Source organism: Exiguobacterium sp. s89, from assembly GCF_018617735.1.
In the GTDB taxonomy this organism is placed as follows: Bacteria; Bacillota; Bacilli; order Exiguobacteriales; family Exiguobacteriaceae; genus Exiguobacterium; species Exiguobacterium marinum.
This window is the reverse complement of the sequence record NZ_JACSKS010000001.1, coordinates 952,363-972,759: the sequence shown is the minus strand read 5'-3', so window position 1 is coordinate 972,759 and position 20,397 is coordinate 952,363. Positions and strand designations below refer to the sequence as shown.

Genomic DNA, 20,397 nt, shown 5'->3' with positions numbered 1-20,397 from the left:
GATTTCCGTCGGCTTCCTTCATATTTAACAGACAGAAAAAAATAACTAGGAAGCGTTTGAACTGGAAGCTTTTATCATGGAAACAGACTGAAAATTTACGCTATACTCATGAGGAAGACATGATGGAGTCAAGTGACCTTACTTTACGGCTCTATTAAGTGTACGACTCTGTTCGAAGGAGGAATTTTCTTGTCGGTGTTACATTTAGCTATTTTGTTGCCGCTCCTCGCGGCACCGTTCATCCCGTTTTTGTTTCGGGGGATGAAGCAAATTCATACAGGTTGGTTCGTCCTGATCGTTCCGGTCGTCCTCGTCACCTACTTCGCCGGATTCATTCCGATTACGAGTGCAGGGGACGTCGTGACAGCGACGATTTCGTGGATGCCGTCTCTCGGGATTAACTTCACGGCATACGTCGACGGACTCAGTCTGTTATTCGCCCTCCTCATTACGGGGATCGGGGCGCTCGTCGTCCTCTATTCGATTTATTATTTGAATAAGGATAAGGAATCGTTAGGACATTTTTATGTGTATCTCTTGATGTTCATGAGCGCCATGCTCGGGGTCGTTCTTTCGGACAACATGATTGTCATGTATATGTTCTGGGAACTCACATCGATTTCATCGTTTCTGTTGATCGGATACTGGTATGAAAAAGAGCGTTCTCGTTACGGTGCTCAAAAATCAATGCTTCTCACTGTATTCGGTGGATTATCGATGCTCGGGGGGATTGTCTTACTCGAGTCGATGATCGGCTCGTACAGCATTCGTGACATGGTCGCGAACTCAGGTGTCATCGCCGAGAGTCCGTTCTTCCTTGTTGCGATGATTCTCATCTTGCTCGGGGCCTTCACGAAATCTGCGCAGTTCCCGTTCCACATTTGGTTACCTGATGCGATGGAGGCACCGACTCCGGTCAGTGCGTACCTCCACTCAGCAACGATGGTTAAGGCGGGTCTCTACCTCGTGGCCCGTATGAGCCCGGTTTTCCAAGAGTCATCGGTATGGCTATGGACGATTGCCGGAGTCGGGATGTTCACGATGTTCTGGGGGTCGTTCAACGCTGTTAAGCAGACCGACCTGAAGGGGATCTTGGCGTTCTCTACGGTCAGTCAGCTTGGATTGATCATGTCACTTCTTGGTCTCGGGGCAGCTGCCCTTCATTATGACGGAATGGATGACAATATCTTTATGGTAGCGACAATCGCCGCTATCTTCCATTTGATTAACCACGCGACGTTCAAAGGTTCTCTCTTCATGATGGCTGGGATTGTCGACCATGAGACGGGCACGCGTGATATTCGAAAACTCGGTGGTCTGATGACCGTCATGCCGATCACGTTCACGATTGCCATCATCGGTTCGTTGTCGATGGCAGGTCTTCCGCCATTTAACGGTTTCTTGAGTAAAGAGATGTTCTTGAAGGCGACGACGAAAGTCTTCTCAGCCGACTTCTTTGCGCTCGATACGATCGGGATTTTACTCCCGGTCATTGCCTTCATCGGTAGTGTGTTTACGTTCATTTACAGCATCATGCTGTTCGCACGGACGTTCATGGGCAAAGCGAAGTTCGATCAGTTACCGAAACAACCGCATGAGGCACCAATCGGCATGTTGATTTCGCCGGTCATCCTAGCGCTTCTCGTTGTCGGTCTCGGGTTCTTCCCGAACGTGTTGTCGAACTCGCTCGTTAAGCCAGCCGTCGAGTCGATTTATCCGACACTCGTCGCACAAGGCCAGGAAGTCGATGTCCACATCTACTTCTGGCACGGACTCACGCCTGAACTATATATGACTATCGGGGTCGTCCTCCTCGGTTCCTTACTGTTTTGGCAGATGGGCAAATGGATGGGGATTTACAATCGCATCCCACACCGTTTGACGCTTAACGGAGTGTACGATGGTACGCTCGTTTGGTCGAATAAGGCAGCGTATCGCTTTAAAGACAACTATATGACTGGTTTCATCCGGTCGTATTTGATTTATATTTTCGTCTTCCTTTCAGGAATGATGCTCTTTAGCATTTGGTGGTTCGACATGTACAAGTTCTCATTCGAGAACTTGGCTGAGATTGCGCCGTATGAATATGTTCTCGGAGCTGTTGTCATGCTCGGTGCGCTCGCGATTCTATTCATGAAGTCGCGTCTCCCGTCCATCATCTTACTTGGAGTCGTTGGTTACGGCGTAGCCCTTTTCTTCGTCTTCTTCGGTGCACCTGACTTGGCGCTCACCCAGCTCGTCATCGAGACGGTCTCTGTGGCACTGTTCTTGCTCGTCTTCTATCACATGCCAGAGATCAGCAAGAAGGAAGTACGCATGCGCTTCAAAGTAGGGAATGCCATCGTGGCCATTCTTGTAGGAACGACCGTGACGCTTCTCAGTTTCATGGCGCTCACGAATAAATCGCTCACGTCGATCTCGGAATTTTATAAAGAGAACGTATATGAGCTCGCAGCAGGGAAGAACATGGTTAACGTCGTCCTCGTCGACTTCCGTGGATTTGATACCTTGTTTGAAATCGTCGTTCTCGGACTTGCGGCACTCGGGATTTACACGATGATTAAATTTAGAACATCACGACGTACGAAAGGAGAAGGTGCACATGAAGCAAAACAGCAAACCCGTCAATGATGTCATTTTGCAGACGGCTGCGATTATCATCTTCTTCATCATCGTCATCTTCTCAATCGATTTGTTCTTTGCCGGTCACTATTCACCAGGTGGAGGCTTCATCGGTGGGTTGATGACATCCGCGGCACTCGTCTTACTGCTACTTGCATTTGATTCGAAGACGCTCGCGAACGTGCTCCCAATCGACTATCGTCTCATGACAGCGACGGGGTTATTGATTGCGCTCGCGACAGGTCTTCACTCAATTTTCTTTGATCGTCCGTTCTTAACCCACGCCTACGGAAAGTTTGATTTGCCACTTCTCGGTGAGCAGACACTCCATACGGCGATTGCGTTCGATTTAGGGGTCTATCTCGTTGTCATCGGTGTCACCATGACGATCATTCAAACGATTGGAGAGAGTGAATAATGGAAATCTTCGTTAGCATCATCATCGGTGTTCTGACGATGTGTGCGGTCTATCTTGTTCTCTCAAGAAGTTTGTTGCGCATCATCATCGGCACGGCACTATTTAGCCACGCGGCACACTTGCTCGTCTTGACGACGGCAGGTTTGAAGACAGGGGATGCCCCTGTCCTTGTGGACGGCGTGACTGAATTTACGGATCCGTTACCACAAGCGCTCGTCTTGACGGCGATTGTTATCAGTTTCGGTGTAACGGCGTTCTTCCTCGTACTTGCATACCGCACATACCAGGAGCTCAGCACGGACAATATGGAAGAAATGAAAGGAACAGAATCGTATGATTAACTTACCGGTCTTTCCAATCGTCATTCCTGCGCTTGCGGCCATCATTATGATGTTCATGCCAAAACGGGTCCAACTGCAGCGCGGGATGGCTCTTGGAGCTTTAGTCATTACTTCGATCGTGTCACTCTTTCTCGTACACACGGTCTCCGTTGAGGGAATTCAAACCCTCAACCTCGGGAACTGGCAAGCACCTTTCGGGATCAGTCTCGTATCGGATATGCTGTCAGCCCTACTCGTGACGACGTCGACACTACTCACACTATTTGTCGTATGGTTCGCCGTCCATTACTTTTCAGATTCGTATGAAGGGAACTACTTGTACATCGCGATGTTGTTCTTGCTCGTCGGGGTGAACGGTGCCTTTACAACGGGTGATATTTTTAACTTGTTCGTCTTCTTTGAAGTCTTCTTGATGTCTTCATACGTGTTGATCGTACTCGGTGGACGTGGTGTCCAGTTACGGGAGTCAATCAAGTACTTGCTCGTGAACATCATCGCCTCGGCGCTCTTCGTCATGTCGGTCGCCTTGCTTTATGGCGTGACGGGCACGCTCAACTTGGCGGACTTGGCGATGAAGATCCCGCTCGTCGATAATCCGGATGTCATCACCGTCATCGGTGTACTCTTCGTCATCGTCTTCGGGATGAAAGGGGCACTTGTCCCACTTCATTACTGGCTCCCGGGAGCATATGTGGTCGCACCGACCCCGATTCTCGCGATGTTCGGTGCGCTCTTGACGAAAGTAGGGGTGTACTCGATTTTACGGACGTATACGTTACTCTTTGATGGGAACGGTGAGTTTTTACAGACGTTCCTTATGGTGCTCGCTGTCCTCACGATCTTCATCGGGATGACAGGCGCAATCGCCTATAACGATGTGAAGTTGATCATCATCTACAACATTATGATCGCGGTCGGGGTCATTTTGTACGGAATCTCGGTCAATACGCAAACGTCTCTTGAAGGGTCGCTTTACTATTTGATTCACGATATGATCATCAAGGCGGTTCTCTTCATGCTCGTCGGGATGATGATTGGCATCACCAAATCTGGTCAACTCCGTGATATGGGAGGGCTCATCACCCGTTTCCCGCTGTTCGGATGGACGTTCTTCGTCGCAGCTCTCTCGCTCGCGGGAATCCCGCCACTCAGTGGATTCTTCGGGAAACTATTAATTGTGTCAGGTGGTATGGATGAAGGGCAGTTGTTCGGTCCGTTGCTCGTCCTCTTATCGAGTCTCTTTGTCCTCTATTCGGTCATGAAGATCTTCTTGAACGGATTTTGGGGAGAGGCGAAGCGTGAGTATGATGGACCGCTCGTCCCATATACGAAACGTTTAATTGTCCCTGCCTTCTTGCTGCTCGTCATTGCGGTCGGTTACGGATTCGGGGCAGAAGCCATCCATCCGTACATCACGCAAGCAATCGAGCCGCTCGTCAATCCAGAAATCTATATCGATGCCGTGATAAAGGAGTGAAATACAGATGGCATATCAACTATTGATTAACTTTTTCTTGGCGTTCATCTGGATGTTCCTCACGGGATCGTTCACATCGAGCGGATTCTTTATCGGGTATATACTCGGGTTACTCATCTTGTTCATGATGCGCCGATTCTTCAAATCGGGTGGAGGTAGTTTCTATTTTGCGCGTGTTTGGCGGTTATTTAAACTACTCTTGATTTTCATCCGTGAACTGTTCCTTGCGAACTTCGAGGTGTTACGTCTCGTCCTCAGTCCAAAACTGAAGATTCAACCAGGAATCTTCCGCTATGAGACGTCACTCGACAAGGGATGGAAAATCAGCTTGCTGTCGATGCTGATCACACTCACACCAGGGACGCTCGTCGTTCAAGTGTCAAAAGACAATTCTGTGCTCTATATCCACGCACTCAATATGCCGGATAAAGAAGCGTTACGAAAAGACATTTATGATAACTTTGAATCAAGCATTAAGGAGGCGACAGAGTGATGGATTTACTAGACATTCTCATCTACATCTCGCTCGCCATTCTCTTGCTTGCGATGTTGATGATGTTGTATCGCGTCGTCAAGGGACCGACGACAGCGGACCGAGTCATCGCGCTCGATTCCATCGGGATTGCGCTCATCTCGGTCGTTGCCCTGCTGTCGATCCTGCTCGATACGACCCTTTATTTTGAAGTCATCTTGCTACTCAGTATTCTAGCTTTCATCGGAACGGTGGCGTTCTCGAAATTCTTAGAGAGGGGAGAGATTATTCAACATGACCGCGACAATGATCTTTGATCTCATTACCGGCATCTTCACAATCATCGGCGTCTTCTTCACTGTCGTCGCCGCGATCGGTCTCATCCGTCTCCCAGATATTTATTCGAGAACACACGCTGCCTCAAAGAGTGCGACACTCGGTGTCATGTTCGTCCTCTTTGCGGCCGTCCTTCACGTATATGTCGATGAACGGGTATTTGACGCAAGACTCTTGCTCGGTCTCTTCTTCGTCCTCTTGACGGCTCCCGTTGGCGGGCACCTCATTTCGCGTGCGGCGCACGCGAAAGGCGTCCCGCTTTGGGAGAAGTCGTTACAAGACGCACTGAAAGAAGATAAAGATAAAGGAATCGAATGAGAAAAAGACGGGATTCGCCACGAGGCGAGTCCCGTCTTTTGTTTAGATGAGATAGGTGAGGTCGGAAGCGGCGGTCGGATAGGCGACCTCTAAGTGTTTGACGTGTTGATGCGACAGTTTGTTCTGTATAATGAAAGAGAACAGATTGATGAGTTCCGGCGCATGGTGTCCGATTACATGTGCCCCGATTACGTAATCGTCTGCACTCAATAATACTTTCGTATAGGCGGTCGCGTCATTGATGCGCGAGTAGGTGAGGAAGTGCGACATATCAGTCTCTTTCACCTCAAAGTCAATCCCCTCAGCTTCCGCTTCCTCAACGGTCAGTCCGACCTTGGCAATTGGTGGCGTTGTAAAGACGATTGTCGGTGCCGGACGTTCCGGGAGTGCCCGTGTATTCCCATGAAGCATATTCAATGCGGCGAGGCGTCCTTCCTGACCAGCAAACGGTGTGAGCGCCGGGTTCGGACTGCTGGCGACGTCGCCAGCTGCATAAATATTTGGATTGCTCGTCTGAAGATAACCGTTCACATGTACACCGTCGTGGTCTGTTTCGACTCCAGCCGTATCGAGGTGGAGTCGCTCGATGCTCGGGATTCGTCCGGTGGCGTTAAGGACCACTCCTTCAAGGGTAGAGTCATCTGATAACGTTAAGATGTTCCCATCGATTCTAGTTGGCTCAACGTCATGTCGGACGGTAATGCCGATATGCTTCGATTCCTCGACGAGTCGGTGGACGACGTTCGGGTCGAATGCTTTCAATGCACGTGAACGTATGAGGAGTGTCACTTCGCTTCCGAAACGTCGGAAAATATGAGCGAATTCAAAGGCGATATAACCGGCCCCGACAATGTGAATCGATTTTGGTAACGATTCGAGGTCGAACACATCATCACTCGTGATGGCATGTTCGCCCCCTGGGATATCAAGAGGACGGGGCGTTTGACCTGTCGCAATCAAAAATTGAGGGGCAGAAAGTTCGTGACCATCGATGACGATTGAGTCTTTATCGATAAAGTGAGGTTCTCCTTGATATAAATCGATGTTCATCTCGTTCCAATGTTGCGTCTTAGACGTAGGAATCGAGAAGCGGTATTCATCAATCCGCTTTTTGAAGGATGACCAATCGAGTGAGAGGCTGCCTTCTACGCCAAGTTCGCGCATACGCTCGGCACGGGCGAGTAGTTCGGCCCCTTCGGCAAGCATTTTTTTCGGGTCACACCCGCGTTGAGGACACGTTCCTCCGAACGTCCAATTTTCAATAATGGCGATCTCTTTACCGGCATCGCGTAAAATCGTGGCGGCTTGGCTCGCGGCAGACCCGCTCCCAATAATAATGACATCGTATCGTTTCATAATATAAAATCCTCCTCTGACGAGATATCACACTCTTTTTCCCGTCTAGGAGGAAGCTAAACTGAGGTGAATGGAATTGAGTCATAGCGACCACATAAAACATAAATTAGCGCTACTTCCGGATGAACCGGGATGCTATCTGCATAAAAATGAATACGGCGAGGTCATTTATGTCGGTAAAGCGAAAAACTTGAAGAATCGGGTCCGCTCTTATTTCACGGGCGCCCACGACATCAAGACGATGCGCCTCGTCGCCGAGATTCGTGACTTTGAATACATCGTGACGGCGAGCGAGCTCGAGGCCCTCCTGCTTGAGATGACACTCATCAAAAAGCACGACCCGAAGTACAATATCCGTTTGAAAGATGATAAAACGTACCCGTATATCAAGATCACGAATGAACCGTATCCGCGGCTCTTGACGACACGGAACTTGAAGAAAGACGGCGGACATTATTTTGGACCGTATCCGAACGCCTATGCGGCGAATGAAACGAAACGTCTCCTCGATAAACTGTATCCGCTCCGGAAGTGTCAGCCGATGCCAAAGAAACTCTGTCTGTATTATCACATCGGCCAATGCCTAGGACCATGTGAACTAGCGATTGACACGGATTCGCAAAAAGAGATCGTCAGTGAAATCCGGCGCTTCTTGAACGGCGAGACGAGTGAGACGCTCAAGAAGCTGAACGTCGAGATGGGACATGCCGCTGAAGAGATGCAATTCGAGCGGGCAGCTGAACTGCGCGACCAGATTCGAGCGGTCGAATCGATCATGAACAAACAGAATATGATTACGGCCGACCCGACAGCGCGTGACGTCTTCGGCTATACGCTCGACCGAGGCTGGATGTGCGTCCAAGTGTTCTATATGCGTGGCGGCAAGATGATTGAGCGAGATGTCTCGCTCTTCCCGATGCACGGAGAACCTTCGGAAGAACTCGAAAGTTTCATCGTGCAGTTTTATGAACAAAACGTCGTCCCGAAAGAGATTCTTGTTCCGGAGACGGTTCGGCTCGATCTTCTAAACGAAGCGCTTGGTACGAAAGTGATGCAACCGAAACGTGGGGCAAAGAAACAGTTGCTTGATTTGGCGACGAAGAATGCGACGATTGCGTTGAACGAGAAGTTCGAGTTACTTGCCCGTGACGAAGAGCGCACGTTACTCGCGATGCGAGAACTCGGAGAAGCCATCGGCATACCGAACTTGTCACGCGTAGATATCATCGATAACGCGAACATTCAAGGGGCGGACGCCGTGTCAGCACTCGTCGTCTTCGAGGACGGGAAGCCACTTAAGAAAGAATATCGGAAGTATAAGATTCGAACCGTCCAAGGGCCGGATGACTACGAGACGATGCGTGAAGTCGTCCGTCGACGGTTCCGCCGCTTGTTGACGGAAGAGAAGCGACTGCCAGATCTTCTGTTGATCGACGGGGGGATCGGGCAATTGAATGCGGCGCTCGACGTCATCCAAAACGAGTTCGGGCTCGACTTACCGGTCGGCTCGCTCAAAAAGGATGACCGACATCGGACGAGCCAACTGTTGTTCGGAGAAAGTGGTGCTGTCGTCGAGCTCCATCCACGGTCGAGTGCGTTTTATCTGTTGCAGCGGATGCAAGATGAGGTCCACCGTTTCGCCATCACCTTCCACCGTAGCTTGCGGACGAAGAAGATGACGAAATCGATACTAGACGAGATTCCGGGTGTCGGTCCGAAACGTCGTCAACAGCTCATCCGACATTTCGGTTCGATGAAGCAAATCCGTCTGGCATCGCTTGAACAACTGAAGGAAGCAGGATTGCCTGAAAAATTAGCGGAGACCGTGCTTCAATATGTACATGAGGAGACGGATGAATGAGGAAATTTCCAAAGGATGTGGAAACAAAGATTTCTTCCTTTTTAGAGGCGATTGATGAATTCCTGCCAACTATTCATCATGTATACATCCATGGGTCACTAGCGATGGGTGGCTTTCATCCAAAACAAAGTGATGTAGATTTATTGCTTGTTGTGGCTGACGCGTTGACTCGTGAGGAACGGCAAAAGCTGATTGACTGCTGTCTTCTATACTCGAATGAACCATATCCGCTCGAACTGAGTATACTGACAACGGCGCAGCTAGAAGACTGGTGTCATCCGAGTCCTTTCGAGTTTCATTATAGTGAAGGGTGGCGCTCGCGTTTCGAAGAGACAAGTAGGGAAGAGCGTACCGAGTTGCAACGAGGATTTACCGATCCTGATTTGGCGGCTCACGTACTAGTGATTTTAGAGCGAGGTATAACTTGGCGAGGGCAACCGCTTCATGAATTGCTCTGCGGATTTGATTCAGCTCATTTTTCTGATTCGATTCGAATAGATGCACTCGATTGCCTCAAAACGATTGAAAAAAATCCAATCTATAGCGTGTTGAACTTGATACGCGGCCTGGCTTATGAACGAGAACATGTCCTTCTTTCAAAACAGGAAACGCTCGGTTGGTTGTTAGAGAACGGACATTTCCCAGAAAATATCGTCGATGTCATACGTAAGGCGACTCAAGGATATGAAGGAGAGGTCGTGACGTTTCATCCACAAGAACTTGATGAATTTCGTCGATATATACGTCGACAACTTCAGCAGAAACAAAAATAAGAGTCGATGCGGAGGGCACCGACTCTTATTTGTAATCGTCTTTCCGGTCTAGTTGGACGGTGATTTGGACGGCTTTTCGAGCGGGATCGGCGTAGCCTTCTGCAACACACTGGAAACGACCTGCAATCTGTTCGGCTAAAAATCCGGCTTCTAGTTGATAGTAGCCTGTCGCTTTAGCTTGAGTCGCAGGTGGTGGGGTCAATTCATATGTGAATTTACTCCCTCGTTCCTTCTTGAGTGTTAACTCGCCCCAACCTGCCTCTGCGAAGAAAGCAATCAGTTCATCGTCAGACATCGTCGGGAATTTACGGGCGACCCGTTTCCCTGACCAATAGATGACTTGGGCGTAATCTTCACCTAGCAAGTCCGTCAACACATAGTCGCGAAGAAGTTCAATCGCGAAAATCGGTTGGCTCATCGTTTCCATTATATCCCATCACTCCAATCTCTCTATATTATTATAACGACCAATCGGAATTTGGTCATCCTGAATTTTTGAAAAGAATGTGGCACAAATCGGCTAGGTTGTCTTGTCATACAAATTTCACAAGAGTAGAATAAAAGACAGAAAGCTATATCTGCATTTGAAAACGCTTTTATTGACAAAACGAGCCAATGCTCGTGAAAAGGGGGAACTAGAATGGCAGCGCATCGTGACTATTTTAGTCGTAAAGTCCATTCGCTACTTGGGGTCATTCCAATCGGTTTGTTTTTGATCGTTCACTTGTCGGTCAACTACTACATCGTCGATGGAGTGGAGTCATTCAACAAAGCAGCAAAATTTATGGAGAACTTACCGTATCTGTACTTCCTTGAAGTGACGATTATCGCATTGCCGATGATTTTCCATGGAGTGTACGGCGTGTATTATGCGTTTCTTGGATCGATCAACTCGAACCGCTATTCATACGCACGCAACTGGATGTACATCTTACAACGCTTCACAGGAGTCTTCCTCGTGATCTTCATCTCATGGCACGTTTGGGAAACGCGCCTTGCGAAGTTACGTGGTGTTGAAGTCAATGCGGAGATGATGCAAAACATCGTCGACAACCCGCTCATGCTCATTTTTTACATAGTCGGAATCCTTTCGGCTACGTTCCACTTCGCAAACGGTCTTTGGTCGTTCTCGATCACATGGGGAATCACACAGTCACCTCGTTCGCAACGTCTCATGAGCTACGTATCAGGTGTCGTGTTCTTGGCACTATCTTTTGTCGGCATCCGTTCAATTTTGACGTTTGCAGGCATCTTGTAATTAGGGGGAATTTTACATGGCAAATCAAAGTTTGATCGTCATCGGAGGCGGTCTAGCTGGACTCATGGCGACAATCAAGTCGGCAGAGATGGGTGTTCCGGTAAAACTATTCTCGCTTGTACCGGTCAAGCGTTCACATTCAGTCTGTGCCCAAGGTGGCATCAACGGAGCCGTCAATACGAAAGGAGAAGGCGATTCTCCTTGGCAACATTTTGACGACACGGTTTACGGAGGCGACTTCCTCGCCAACCAACCGCCAGTTCAAAAGATGGCGGACAATGCTCCGAAAATCATTCACATGTTCGACCGGATGGGTGTTATGTTCAACCGTACGCCTGAGGGGCTCTTAGACTTCCGACGTTTCGGAGGAACACTTCACCACCGTACGGCCTATGCAGGAGCAACAACAGGGCAACAACTTCTCTACGCGCTTGATGAGCAGGTTCGCCGATACGAGGCACAAGGTCTTGTCGAGAAATATGAAGGTTGGGAATTCCTTCGTGCAATCGTGGATGAAGAAGGAATCTGCCGCGGTGCGGTCTGTCAGGATTTGCGCTCGATGGAAATTAAAGCGTTCCCATCAGACGCGGTCATCTTGGCGACAGGTGGTCCAGGGGTCATCTTCGGGAAGTCGACAAACTCGGTCATCAACACAGGACAAGCAGCGGCAGCGGTTTACCGCCAAGGCGCGGTCTATGCGAACGGGGAGTTTATTCAAATTCACCCGACAGCGATTCCTGGTGATGACAAGCTTCGTCTCATGAGTGAATCGGCTCGTGGGGAAGGTGGACGTGTCTGGACATACAAAGACGGGAAGCCATGGTACTTCCTCGAAGAAAAATATCCTGCTTACGGAAACCTCGTACCGCGTGACATCGCGACGCGTGAAATCTTCGACGTTTGTGTCAATCAAAAACTCGGAGTCAACGGTGAGAACATGGTTTACCTCGACTTGTCTCATAAAGACTCGAAAGAGCTCGATATCAAACTTGGTGGGATTCTCGAGATTTACGAGAAGTTCGTAGGAGATGACCCACGTAAAGTACCGATGAAGATTTTCCCTGCCGTTCACTACTCAATGGGCGGACTATGGGTCGACTACGACCAAATGACAAATATACCAGGACTCTTCGCAGCCGGTGAATGTGACTATTCGATGCACGGTGCGAACCGTCTCGGCGCAAACTCTCTTCTTTCAGCCGTTCACGGTGGAATGGAGGCCGGTCCTGCGGCGGTCAACTATATGCGTGGTCTTGATCAAGCGACAGAAAGCGTCTCGGACGCACTCTTTAACTTCAACGAACGTGAAGAAATCGAGCGTTTCAACGAGATCCTCGCGATGGATGGTACAGAGAATGCGTATCAAATCCACCGTGAACTCGGTGAACTCATGACGGACAACGTCACGGTTGTTCGCTACAATGACAAGCTTGAAGCGACCGACAAGAAAATCCAAGAATTGCGTGAACGTTTCCATAACATCTCGGCTACGGATACGGCACGTTGGAGCAACCAAGGGGCATCGTTCATTCGACAACTCGACCACATGCTCGACCTCGCACGCGTCATCACACTCGGCGCCCTCAAGCGAGACGAGAGTCGTGGTGCTCATTACAAGCCGGAATTCCCGGAACGTAATGATGAGCAGTTCATGAAGACGACGATGGCACGTTACAAAGATGGGGAAGTCGATATCTCTTATGAAGAAATCGACGTTTCGTTAATCCCGCCACGTAAGCGGGATTACTCGAAGAAAGGGGCGAAGACGAAATGACGACGCCAATGCAATCTGAACAAAAAGACATCCGTTTCATCATCGAACGCCAAGATGGACCGGACCAAGCGACGTATACTGAAGAATTCACGGTTCCGTACCGTCCGAACATGAACGTCATCTCGGCATTGATGGAAATCCGCCGTAACCCGGTCAACGCGAACGGGGACAAGACGACACCGATCAACTGGGATATGAACTGTCTCGAGGAAGTGTGTGGGGCCTGTTCGATGATCATCAACGGGAAGCCGCGCCAATCGTGTACGGCACTCGTCGATAAACTTGAGCAACCGATCCGTCTTGCGCCGATGAAGACGTTCCCGGTCATCCGTGACCTTCAAGTCGACCGTCAACGTATGTTCGACGCGTTGAAAAAAGTGAAGGCATGGGTCCCAATCGATGGCACATACGACCTCGGTCCAGGACCGCGTATGCCGGAGAACAAACGACAATGGGCGTATGAACTATCGAAATGTATGACTTGTGGGGTTTGTCTTGAAGCGTGTCCGAACGTGAACGACAAATCGGACTTCATCGGTCCAGCGGCTATTTCGCAAGTTCGACTCTTCAACTCACACCCAACAGGTGCCTTCCACGCGGAAGATCGCCTCGAGGCACTCATGGAAGACGGAGGCATCATGCAGTGCGGAAACGCACAAAACTGTGTCGAAGTTTGTCCAAAAGGCATCCCGCTCACGACGTCGATCGCTTCGATGAACCGTCAAACGACGCTTCACTCGTTCAAACAGTTCTTCGGTAGTGACAAAGGTCGCACCGGTTCTGCGGTCGAGGCATAAGCGAGCCGATGACCAAGTACTTTCGAGAGCCGGGTTGGGAAACAAGTGTCAAAGCAGGGATCGCGCTCGATGTGAAAGTTCGATTTTCTGAATGCGATCCATATGGTCACATGAATAACACAATTCCGTTCATCTATTTTGAAGATGCGAGAATCGAGTTGTTAGAGGCGACAGGTTTCTCCTTGAAGGATGGATTTGTCGTCGTCGCCGATGCGCAATGTGACTATGTTCGACAAGTCATGCCACGTCAACAGCTGACCGTGCATGCCAATATCTTGACGGTCGGAAATACTTCATGTGATATTCATTACGGGGCGTATGACGGAGACCGACTTTTATTCGCAGGACGGACAAGCCTTGTTCATTTGTCGAAAGAAGGTCGTCCTATGGAATGGGCTCCGGAATATAAAAATCGCTTGCAGAATTTTTGCGAATCCGCTATCATTTGATAATGAGTTCACAAACAAAAAATATTCTGCCGGTTCGCCTGTAGAATTGAATTTTGAAGGGAGACCATCATCTCATGGAAAAAACGTTCACAGTCGTTGCTGATTCAGGAATTCACGCTCGTCCAGCTACTCAGCTTGTTAACACAGCATCTAAGTTCCAATCAGACATCAACCTCGAGTACAATGGCAAAACAGTTAACTTGAAATCAATCATGGGTGTACTTTCACTCGGAATCGCAAAAGATTCTACAATCAAGATCACTGCTGAAGGTGAAGATGCAGGAGAAGCGATCAAAACGCTTTCTGACATGCTCACTAGCGAAGGTCTTGCTCAGTAATTTGGGTAAGGGACGAGGCGCCATTGGCGACCTCGTCTTTTTTTGTCATGGGAACGTTTCTTTTTCCGTCCGATGTTTTTTGATAAGATAGGTGAGAATGGAAGTGATACAAATGAAACGAGCGATTGGAGTCCTCGATTCAGGAGTCGGCGGATTGACAGTAGTCAAAGAATTGATGCGTCAACTCCCTAAAGAGGAAATCATCTATATCGGGGATACGGAACGCTGTCCGTACGGGCCGCGTCCGCACGATGAGATTGAAGCATACACATGGGAACTCATTGAGTTTTTATTAAAGAGAGATGTCAAAATGATTGTCATCGCCTGTAACACGGCGACGGCCGTCGTTTTGAAAGAGGCGAGGAAACGTCTTGATATCCCGGTCATTGGAGTCATCGACCCGGGTGCCCGCGCGGCCGTCAAAGGGACGCGCAACAAACATATCGGTGTCATCGGTACGAAGATGACAATCGAGAGCGGCTCGTATGAGAAGGCGCTCCGTCACGTCGCTGGTGAGGTAGACGTGTACTCGCTCGCCTGTCCGCCGTTTGTTCCGCTCGTAGAGGCAGGGGAAGTGTATGGGGACCGTGTCTATCAAGTAGTGGAAGAGACACTACGTCCGCTCCAAACTTCCGAGATGGACACGCTCATCCTCGGTTGCACGCATTATCCGATTCTCGCTCCCGTCATCCAAGACGTGGTCGGACCGAGCGTCCACCTCATCTCATCTGGTGACGAGACTGCGCTTGAGGTTGCGGCAATCCTTGATTATCAAGAACTCGAGAATGGATTAGATACAGTCCCGACGCATGCTTTTTATGCGACCGGCGACATTGAACTGTTTGACCGACTTGCGAGCGAATGGCTCGGTCGTCCGGTCCATGCGGAGAAAGTGGAGGTGACGGGCATTGCGTGACACTAGACGATATGACGAACTGCGCACGGTTGAAATCGTGCCTCATGTAAATAAACATGCGGAAGGGTCTGTCCTTATTTCAATTGGCGATACGAAAGTGATTTGTACAGCGACTGTCGAAGAACGTGTCCCAAACTTCCTACGTGGGAAGCGACAAGGCTGGATCAATGCCGAGTACGCGATGCTACCACGAGCAACCGGGGACCGGACAGTCCGGGAATCGGTACGCGGGAAACAGTCGGGACGAACGATGGAGATTCAACGTTTGATTGCTCGTTCACTTCGGTCGGTCGTTGATTTAGAACGGCTTGGAGAACGAACAATCTGGATTGACTGCGATGTCATTCAAGCAGATGGCGGTACACGTACGGCATCCATCACTGGTGGATTCTGTGCGCTCGTCTTGGCTGTCGATCGGTTGATACGTCAAGGGAAACTCGAGGACACACCAATTAAAGAAGGTGTAGCCGCAATCTCTGTCGGACGGACAGACGAACTCGTGCTCGATTTAAATTATTTGGAAGACGCTGCGGCAGAGGTTGATATGAACGTCGTCATGACTGCGAGTGGTCGTTTCGTCGAAGTACAGGGTACTGGAGAAGAGGCGACGTTTACGCTTCAAGAGATGAGCGAGATGCTCGGTCTCGCCGAGCGAGGAATCGAATCATTATTCAAGGCGGCTGAAGAAGCACTCGGTGCTTCGTGGTGGTACGTCGGAGAACGTTCGGAGGAGACTTTATGAAGTTGATTATTGCGACACACAATCCGGGAAAAGTGAAGGAACTCGAAGGGATGTTGACCCCGCTCGGGTTCGAGGTCGAGTCATTACTCGACTATCCGAATGCACCGGAAACTGATGAGACTGGTACGACATTCGAAGAAAATGCTGCATTAAAAGCGACAGAGGCGGCTACTTATTTCGGACACGCCGTACTCGCGGACGACTCAGGTCTTGAAGTCGATGCGCTCGACGGGGCGCCAGGTGTGTACTCGGCCCGCTTCGCCGGCCCAGAAAAGTCGGATGAGGCGAACAATGCCCTTCTTCTTGAAAAATTGAACGGGGAAACGAATCGTACGGCCCGTTTTGTTTGTGCGCTCTGTCTGGCGAAACCGACTGGAGAAACGTTGACCGTTCGCGGAACGATTGAAGGGACAATCGGCTACTCGCCACGAGGCGAGAATGGTTTCGGATACGACCCGCTCTTTATCGTCCCATCGCTCCATAAGACAGCGGCAGAACTTGAACGCGAAGAGAAGGCGGTTGTCAGCCATCGTGGACAAGCACTACGGAAGTTGGAGGCAGAAATCACACCATTCATGAAAGGATGAAGCTTATGCGTTTTCTAATAGTGAGTGATAGTCATGGTCTGACCGAAGAACTGACAACGATTTTTGAACGACATGAAGCAGAAATCGATGATGCGTTTCATTGTGGGGACTCACAACTCGCTTTGGTCGATGAACATTTGTTACCGTATCGGACAGTCCGTGGGAATTGTGATTTTGGGGGAGACCTTCCACTCGAGCGAATCGAGACGACAGATGCCGGTACGATTCTGATCGTCCATGGGCACCATCACGACGTCAAATTCGATTTGAATCGTTTGCGATATCGGGCTGAAGAAGTCGGCGCGAACGTCGTCTTGTTCGGTCACTCGCATGTGGCGGGTGCTTTGATCGAGGATGGTGTCATCTACATCAACCCGGGTTCGATACGAATGCCGCGAGGAAGAACGGACAAAACGTATGCGTTACTTGACCTAGAAAAAGGGGAAGCTGCAGTGCGTTTCTATCGCTCGGAGGACGGTTCGCACGTCGAAGATTTAGACATCGTAGGAAAACTATGAGTTTCATATAGGAAATCGATTGACAGGAAACCATTTTTCTATTATAGTTTTCATGTCAATGTCCCAATAGCTCAGCAGGATAGAGCAACGGCCTTCAAGACAAATAGGAGCCTTTATAGGGAAACAGAAACCTATAAAGTGGACGACACTATATCGGTGAAGCCTTAACAGATGATGCTGATGGTAATACCGAGGAAACTCATTCCCGTATAATCGGGTCGAGTTGATTCGAATGACTACGAACGTAGAGGTAGAATCAATGGAGGGGCATCATGCTCGTGAGGTTCCGTAGAGACTACACGTGTCGCACCTGAAATGGTGAAGATATAGTCCAGACTACAAACAACGCAATGTTGGTGACGAAAGTCATGGTGGTAAGCTAAGCCGTCGGTCGGGGGTTCGAATCCCTCTTGGGACGCTTCCATTTAAAATAGAGATGGTCTCTACGGAGATCATCTCTTTTTTCATTTTCCGGGAAATCGATTGACAAGGAATTGCGTCCTAAAGGAAGATGAAAGAGTATGGAAGAGAGGGTGAGGGAAGATGGAGAAGGAAAAGGACCAAGACTATCCGTTCCCTGGGAATTGGTCGCGTCTGCATAAGATGATTCAAGAGGCGGATGCTTCTGGGGAACGACAGCGGATCGAACCGATTTTATGGGATTGGTATCAGGTGATTCCGGGTGACCCATTTATTTTCATGGAAATCTTCCAATGTGCGATGGAACGACCGGATGATCCGGAAACACTCGAAAAACTACAGGAACTTGTCGCGATTCAGATGACGGAAGCAGAGGAACCGGCCTCTGGTGGGCTTCAGATTGCGCAGTATTACATTATGCGTGACCAACCGTTTGAAGCGGCGCATTGGATTAACCAGTATCTTGAATGGCAAAAAGATAAAGATACGGTCAACACACAGGCGCATCAGGTACTTCAAGTTTTAAAGATGACTGAGTTTCCGGCGGCGATTGCCAAGTTGAAACGGACGTTGACGCGAGGGAGTACAGGGGAGCAAATTGAAGCGTTACAACATGTCCATTTTAATATCGATTCGGCGCTCGACAATGTGCTTCACGAATTGCTCGAGTCGGAGCGACCAAAGCTCATCAAACTGATTGTATTAGAAAAAGCGTTTACCGAGCTTGCGAACATCAAATGGACGGATGGAGAATCGATGAACGAGATGTCGCAAGTAGAGGCGACGGCGCACATTGAGAAGTGGGAGAAGACTGTATTGTCACTTCAAAAATCAGTGGAAGGTGATGAGATCGGAACCCAGTTGTTGATGAATTACATGTACACGCATTATCCGTATGTGCCGGTTCCAACAGAGGATATCGAAGAGTCACTCGCACAAGCGAAACAAGCGATTTTGCATGACAAGGCGGTCGATGGTTTGGCAGCTGCGATTTTAGAGGCGGATCTGCGCTTCACACAGGCGTTATTAGACTAAATCCTTGTGTGCACATAGAGGATTTATGCTATAATACGGATTGTTGTACATTTTTGTACGGTATAAACGAATTGTTGGAGGGACTTAGCATGACAGCAAAATGGGAAAAAACATCAGGTAGCCAAGGCGTACTCACGTACGAAGCTCCTGCAGAAGCTTTTGATAAAGCAGTTGACGCCGCATTTAAAACAGTCGTCAAAGACTTGAACGTGCCTGGCTTCCGTAAAGGTAAATTGCCACGCCCAATGTTCAACAAAATGTATGGAGAAGAAGCACTCTATCAAGATGCACTCGACATTCTCTACCGCGATACAATCCAAGGTGCGGTTGAAGAAGCTGGTTTCGAACCAATCGCGCTCGAAAACATCGATGTAGACGGCACGCTCGAGAAAGGCAAACCAGTCGCGTTCAAAGTGACATTCGTGGTTGAGCCAGAAGCTGAGCTTGGCGAATACAAAGGTCTTGAGTACGAAGCTGTTGCTACAGAAGTAACAGAAGACGAAGTGACAGCAGAACTTGAAGCACTTCAACAGCAAGGCGCAGAACTCGCTGTTAAAGAAGGTGCAATCGAAAACGGCGATACAGCTGTCTTTGATTTCGCAGGTTTCGCTGACGGTGAGCAGTTCGAAGGCGGCACAGCTGAGAACTACACACTCGAAATCGGTTCTGGTCAATTCATCCCAGGATTCGAAGAGCAAATGATCGGCTTGACTGCTGGTGAAGAAAAAGACGTTGAAGTAACATTCCCTGAAGAGTACCACGCTGAAAACTTAGCGGGTAAACCAGCGACATTCAAAGTCAAACTTCATGAAGTAAAAGCAAAACAAGTTCCTGAACTCGACGACGAGTTTGCAAAAGACATCGACGAGTCTGTTTCTACACTCGACGAGTTGAAAGCAAGCATCCGTGAGCGTTTAGAAGCTGGCAAGAAACAAGAAGCTGAAGGTACGATGCGCGATCAACTCGTCGAGCAGGCAACTGCGAACGCGACAATCGACGTACCACAAGTTCTCGTTGACCAAGAAGTAGACCGCATGGTACAAGAGTTCGGTTCACGTGTATCTTCACAAGGAATCGACCTTAACATGTACTTCGAACTCACTGGTACTTCTGAAGAAGCAATGCGTGAAGAGATGAAAGAGCAAGCTGAAGAGCGTGTTAAAGCTCGTCTCGTCTTGAAAGCAATTGCTGACAAAGAAGAAATCGAAGTATCTGACGAAGATGCTGAGAAAGAACTTGAAGAAATGTCTAAACTTTACAACATCGCACCAGACCAACTCCGTACGATGCTCGCTCCACAAGGCGGTCTTGAGACACTTAAAGGTGACCTCAAATTCCGTAAAGCGATTGACATCCTCGTTGAAAACGGTAAAGCAAAGTAAGTTGATATTCGAAGGGACGACTGCCTAGCGGTCGTCCTTTTTTCTGTCACAACACATTGCATGTGTAATTCTTTGAAGTCGGAATATGTTCATGCTACAATTATTTCAACGCAGAGATGTAAAATGTCTTTTCGCGGTGCATCGCACCAGAAAATACAAATCGCGATTTATCGCACTTACATCCATTTTCACCACAGAAGGGGTGTA

Annotated in this window: 22 protein-coding genes; 20 read left to right on the top strand and 2 right to left on the bottom strand. The window is 49.1% G+C overall.

Annotated elements, in window-relative coordinates:
• The first annotated feature begins 189 nt into the window (after window positions 1-189).
• The 7 genes from KNO96_RS04970 to mnhG are packed head-to-tail and all read left to right on the top strand — an operon-like array spanning window position 190 to window position 5,984.
• Window positions 190-2,631, top strand: a complete 2,442-nt coding sequence (locus tag KNO96_RS04970) for a Na+/H+ antiporter subunit A (protein ID WP_214702487.1) — start codon at window positions 190-192, stop codon at window positions 2,629-2,631.
• The gene (locus tag KNO96_RS04965) at window positions 2,603-3,040 is read left to right on the top strand and encodes a Na(+)/H(+) antiporter subunit B (RefSeq protein WP_026826534.1); all 438 of its coding nucleotides are present in this window, start codon (window positions 2,603-2,605) and stop codon (window positions 3,038-3,040) included. Before KNO96_RS04970 ends, KNO96_RS04965 begins: the two co-directional genes overlap by 29 nt.
• Window positions 3,040-3,381: a Na(+)/H(+) antiporter subunit C gene (locus KNO96_RS04960; protein ID WP_026826533.1), complete on the top strand. Its 342-nt coding sequence runs from the start codon at window positions 3,040-3,042 to the stop codon at window positions 3,379-3,381. Before KNO96_RS04965 ends, KNO96_RS04960 begins: the two co-directional genes overlap by 1 nt.
• Entirely contained in the window at window positions 3,374-4,858 is a 1,485-nt protein-coding gene (locus KNO96_RS04955) for a Na+/H+ antiporter subunit D (RefSeq protein WP_026826532.1), read from the top strand. Before KNO96_RS04960 ends, KNO96_RS04955 begins: the two co-directional genes overlap by 8 nt.
• A gap of 7 nt (window positions 4,859-4,865) precedes the next feature.
• Window positions 4,866-5,351: a Na+/H+ antiporter subunit E gene (locus tag KNO96_RS04950; protein WP_026826531.1), complete on the top strand. Its 486-nt coding sequence runs from the start codon at window positions 4,866-4,868 to the stop codon at window positions 5,349-5,351.
• Window positions 5,351-5,647 carry a Na(+)/H(+) antiporter subunit F1 gene (locus KNO96_RS04945; RefSeq protein ID WP_026826530.1) on the top strand — a complete coding sequence of 99 codons (297 nt, stop codon included), beginning with the start codon at window positions 5,351-5,353 and terminating at the stop codon, window positions 5,645-5,647. The genes KNO96_RS04950 and KNO96_RS04945 overlap by 1 nt, the downstream gene beginning before the upstream one ends.
• Complete coding sequence (gene mnhG, locus KNO96_RS04940; RefSeq protein WP_015881097.1) at window positions 5,625-5,984, top strand: monovalent cation/H(+) antiporter subunit G; 360 nt, start codon at window positions 5,625-5,627, stop codon at window positions 5,982-5,984. The genes KNO96_RS04945 and mnhG overlap by 23 nt, the downstream gene beginning before the upstream one ends.
• A 42-nt stretch (window positions 5,985-6,026) precedes the next feature.
• On the opposite strand, the gene KNO96_RS04935 is transcribed toward mnhG, so the two are convergent.
• The gene (locus tag KNO96_RS04935; protein ID WP_214702486.1) at window positions 6,027-7,340 is read right to left on the bottom strand and encodes a dihydrolipoyl dehydrogenase family protein; all 1,314 of its coding nucleotides are present in this window, start codon (window positions 7,338-7,340) and stop codon (window positions 6,027-6,029) included.
• Between the two features lie 70 nt (window positions 7,341-7,410).
• On the opposite strand from KNO96_RS04935, the gene uvrC reads away from it, so the two are divergent.
• Complete coding sequence (gene uvrC / locus KNO96_RS04930) at window positions 7,411-9,201, top strand: excinuclease ABC subunit UvrC (protein ID WP_214702478.1); 1,791 nt, start codon at window positions 7,411-7,413, stop codon at window positions 9,199-9,201.
• Entirely contained in the window at window positions 9,198-9,974 is a 777-nt protein-coding gene (locus tag KNO96_RS04925; RefSeq protein ID WP_214702476.1) for an aminoglycoside adenylyltransferase domain-containing protein, read from the top strand. Before uvrC ends, KNO96_RS04925 begins: the two co-directional genes overlap by 4 nt.
• A 25-nt stretch (window positions 9,975-9,999) precedes the next feature.
• On the opposite strand, the gene KNO96_RS04920 is transcribed toward KNO96_RS04925, so the two are convergent.
• A complete protein-coding gene (locus tag KNO96_RS04920; RefSeq protein ID WP_214700624.1) occupies window positions 10,000-10,401 on the bottom strand; it encodes a YslB family protein in 402 nt (133 codons plus the stop codon).
• 213 nt (window positions 10,402-10,614) lie between these two features.
• Here KNO96_RS04920 and KNO96_RS04915 point away from each other — a divergent pair, with 213 nt between their 5' ends.
• From KNO96_RS04915 to tig, 11 genes are all read left to right on the top strand, one after another.
• Complete coding sequence (locus KNO96_RS04915) at window positions 10,615-11,232, top strand: succinate dehydrogenase cytochrome b558 subunit (protein WP_026826526.1); 618 nt, start codon at window positions 10,615-10,617, stop codon at window positions 11,230-11,232.
• Window positions 11,233-11,248: 16 nt separating this feature from the next.
• Window positions 11,249-13,006 (top strand): succinate dehydrogenase flavoprotein subunit, encoded by a 1,758-nt coding sequence (sdhA, locus tag KNO96_RS04910; protein WP_026826525.1) that lies wholly within the window; start codon window positions 11,249-11,251, stop codon window positions 13,004-13,006.
• A gap of 8 nt (window positions 13,007-13,014) precedes the next feature.
• Complete coding sequence (gene sdhB, locus KNO96_RS04905; RefSeq protein ID WP_193343274.1) at window positions 13,015-13,803, top strand: succinate dehydrogenase iron-sulfur subunit; 789 nt, start codon at window positions 13,015-13,017, stop codon at window positions 13,801-13,803.
• An 8-nt stretch (window positions 13,804-13,811) separates the two neighbouring features.
• Window positions 13,812-14,252, top strand: a complete 441-nt coding sequence (locus tag KNO96_RS04900; protein WP_214700626.1) for an acyl-CoA thioesterase — start codon at window positions 13,812-13,814, stop codon at window positions 14,250-14,252.
• Between the two features lie 74 nt (window positions 14,253-14,326).
• Window positions 14,327-14,590: a phosphocarrier protein HPr gene (locus tag KNO96_RS04895; RefSeq protein WP_026826523.1), complete on the top strand. Its 264-nt coding sequence runs from the start codon at window positions 14,327-14,329 to the stop codon at window positions 14,588-14,590.
• Window positions 14,591-14,702: 112 nt separating this feature from the next.
• Complete coding sequence (gene racE, locus KNO96_RS04890; protein WP_026826522.1) at window positions 14,703-15,506, top strand: glutamate racemase; 804 nt, start codon at window positions 14,703-14,705, stop codon at window positions 15,504-15,506.
• Complete coding sequence (rph, locus tag KNO96_RS04885) at window positions 15,499-16,248, top strand: ribonuclease PH (RefSeq protein ID WP_214702473.1); 750 nt, start codon at window positions 15,499-15,501, stop codon at window positions 16,246-16,248. The genes racE and rph overlap by 8 nt, the downstream gene beginning before the upstream one ends.
• Window positions 16,245-16,835 (top strand): XTP/dITP diphosphatase, encoded by a 591-nt coding sequence (locus KNO96_RS04880; RefSeq protein WP_026826520.1) that lies wholly within the window; start codon window positions 16,245-16,247, stop codon window positions 16,833-16,835. Before rph ends, KNO96_RS04880 begins: the two co-directional genes overlap by 4 nt.
• A gap of 5 nt (window positions 16,836-16,840) precedes the next feature.
• The gene (locus KNO96_RS04875; protein ID WP_214702472.1) at window positions 16,841-17,353 is read left to right on the top strand and encodes a metallophosphoesterase family protein; all 513 of its coding nucleotides are present in this window, start codon (window positions 16,841-16,843) and stop codon (window positions 17,351-17,353) included.
• 543 nt (window positions 17,354-17,896) lie between these two features.
• Window positions 17,897-18,808, top strand: coding sequence for a hypothetical protein (locus KNO96_RS04870; RefSeq protein ID WP_214702471.1), 912 nt, complete (start codon window positions 17,897-17,899; stop codon window positions 18,806-18,808).
• An 89-nt stretch (window positions 18,809-18,897) separates the two neighbouring features.
• Window positions 18,898-20,190, top strand: a complete 1,293-nt coding sequence (gene tig / locus KNO96_RS04865) for a trigger factor (protein ID WP_026826517.1) — start codon at window positions 18,898-18,900, stop codon at window positions 20,188-20,190.
• The last annotated feature ends 207 nt before the right edge of the window (window positions 20,191-20,397 follow it).

Bases quoted from the DNA above. Each gene is read 5' to 3' on its own strand.
- sdhA (WP_026826525.1), top strand. From the start codon at position 11,249: ATGGCAAATCAAAGTTTGATCGTCATCGGAGGCGGTCTAGCTGGACTC.
- KNO96_RS04960 (WP_026826533.1), top strand. From the start codon at position 3,040: ATGGAAATCTTCGTTAGCATCATCATCGGTGTTCTGACGATGTGTGCG.
- mnhG (WP_015881097.1), top strand. From the start codon at position 5,625: ATGACCGCGACAATGATCTTTGATCTCATTACCGGCATCTTCACAATC.
- KNO96_RS04870 (WP_214702471.1), top strand. From the start codon at position 17,897: ATGGAGAAGGAAAAGGACCAAGACTATCCGTTCCCTGGGAATTGGTCG.
- KNO96_RS04925 (WP_214702476.1), top strand. From the start codon at position 9,198: ATGAGGAAATTTCCAAAGGATGTGGAAACAAAGATTTCTTCCTTTTTA.
- KNO96_RS04950 (WP_026826531.1), top strand. From the start codon at position 4,866: ATGGCATATCAACTATTGATTAACTTTTTCTTGGCGTTCATCTGGATG.
- KNO96_RS04920 (WP_214700624.1), bottom strand. From the start codon at position 10,401: ATGGAAACGATGAGCCAACCGATTTTCGCGATTGAACTTCTTCGCGAC.
- KNO96_RS04955 (WP_026826532.1), top strand. From the start codon at position 3,374: ATGATTAACTTACCGGTCTTTCCAATCGTCATTCCTGCGCTTGCGGCC.
- KNO96_RS04895 (WP_026826523.1), top strand. From the start codon at position 14,327: ATGGAAAAAACGTTCACAGTCGTTGCTGATTCAGGAATTCACGCTCGT.
- KNO96_RS04875 (WP_214702472.1), top strand. From the start codon at position 16,841: ATGCGTTTTCTAATAGTGAGTGATAGTCATGGTCTGACCGAAGAACTG.
- sdhB (WP_193343274.1), top strand. From the start codon at position 13,015: ATGCAATCTGAACAAAAAGACATCCGTTTCATCATCGAACGCCAAGAT.
- KNO96_RS04900 (WP_214700626.1), top strand. From the start codon at position 13,812: ATGACCAAGTACTTTCGAGAGCCGGGTTGGGAAACAAGTGTCAAAGCA.
- KNO96_RS04915 (WP_026826526.1), top strand. From the start codon at position 10,615: ATGGCAGCGCATCGTGACTATTTTAGTCGTAAAGTCCATTCGCTACTT.
- racE (WP_026826522.1), top strand. From the start codon at position 14,703: ATGAAACGAGCGATTGGAGTCCTCGATTCAGGAGTCGGCGGATTGACA.
- uvrC (WP_214702478.1), top strand. From the start codon at position 7,411: ATGGAATTGAGTCATAGCGACCACATAAAACATAAATTAGCGCTACTT.
- KNO96_RS04945 (WP_026826530.1), top strand. From the start codon at position 5,351: ATGGATTTACTAGACATTCTCATCTACATCTCGCTCGCCATTCTCTTG.
- tig (WP_026826517.1), top strand. From the start codon at position 18,898: ATGACAGCAAAATGGGAAAAAACATCAGGTAGCCAAGGCGTACTCACG.
- KNO96_RS04965 (WP_026826534.1), top strand. From the start codon at position 2,603: ATGAAGCAAAACAGCAAACCCGTCAATGATGTCATTTTGCAGACGGCT.
- KNO96_RS04935 (WP_214702486.1), bottom strand. From the start codon at position 7,340: ATGAAACGATACGATGTCATTATTATTGGGAGCGGGTCTGCCGCGAGC.
- KNO96_RS04880 (WP_026826520.1), top strand. From the start codon at position 16,245: ATGAAGTTGATTATTGCGACACACAATCCGGGAAAAGTGAAGGAACTC.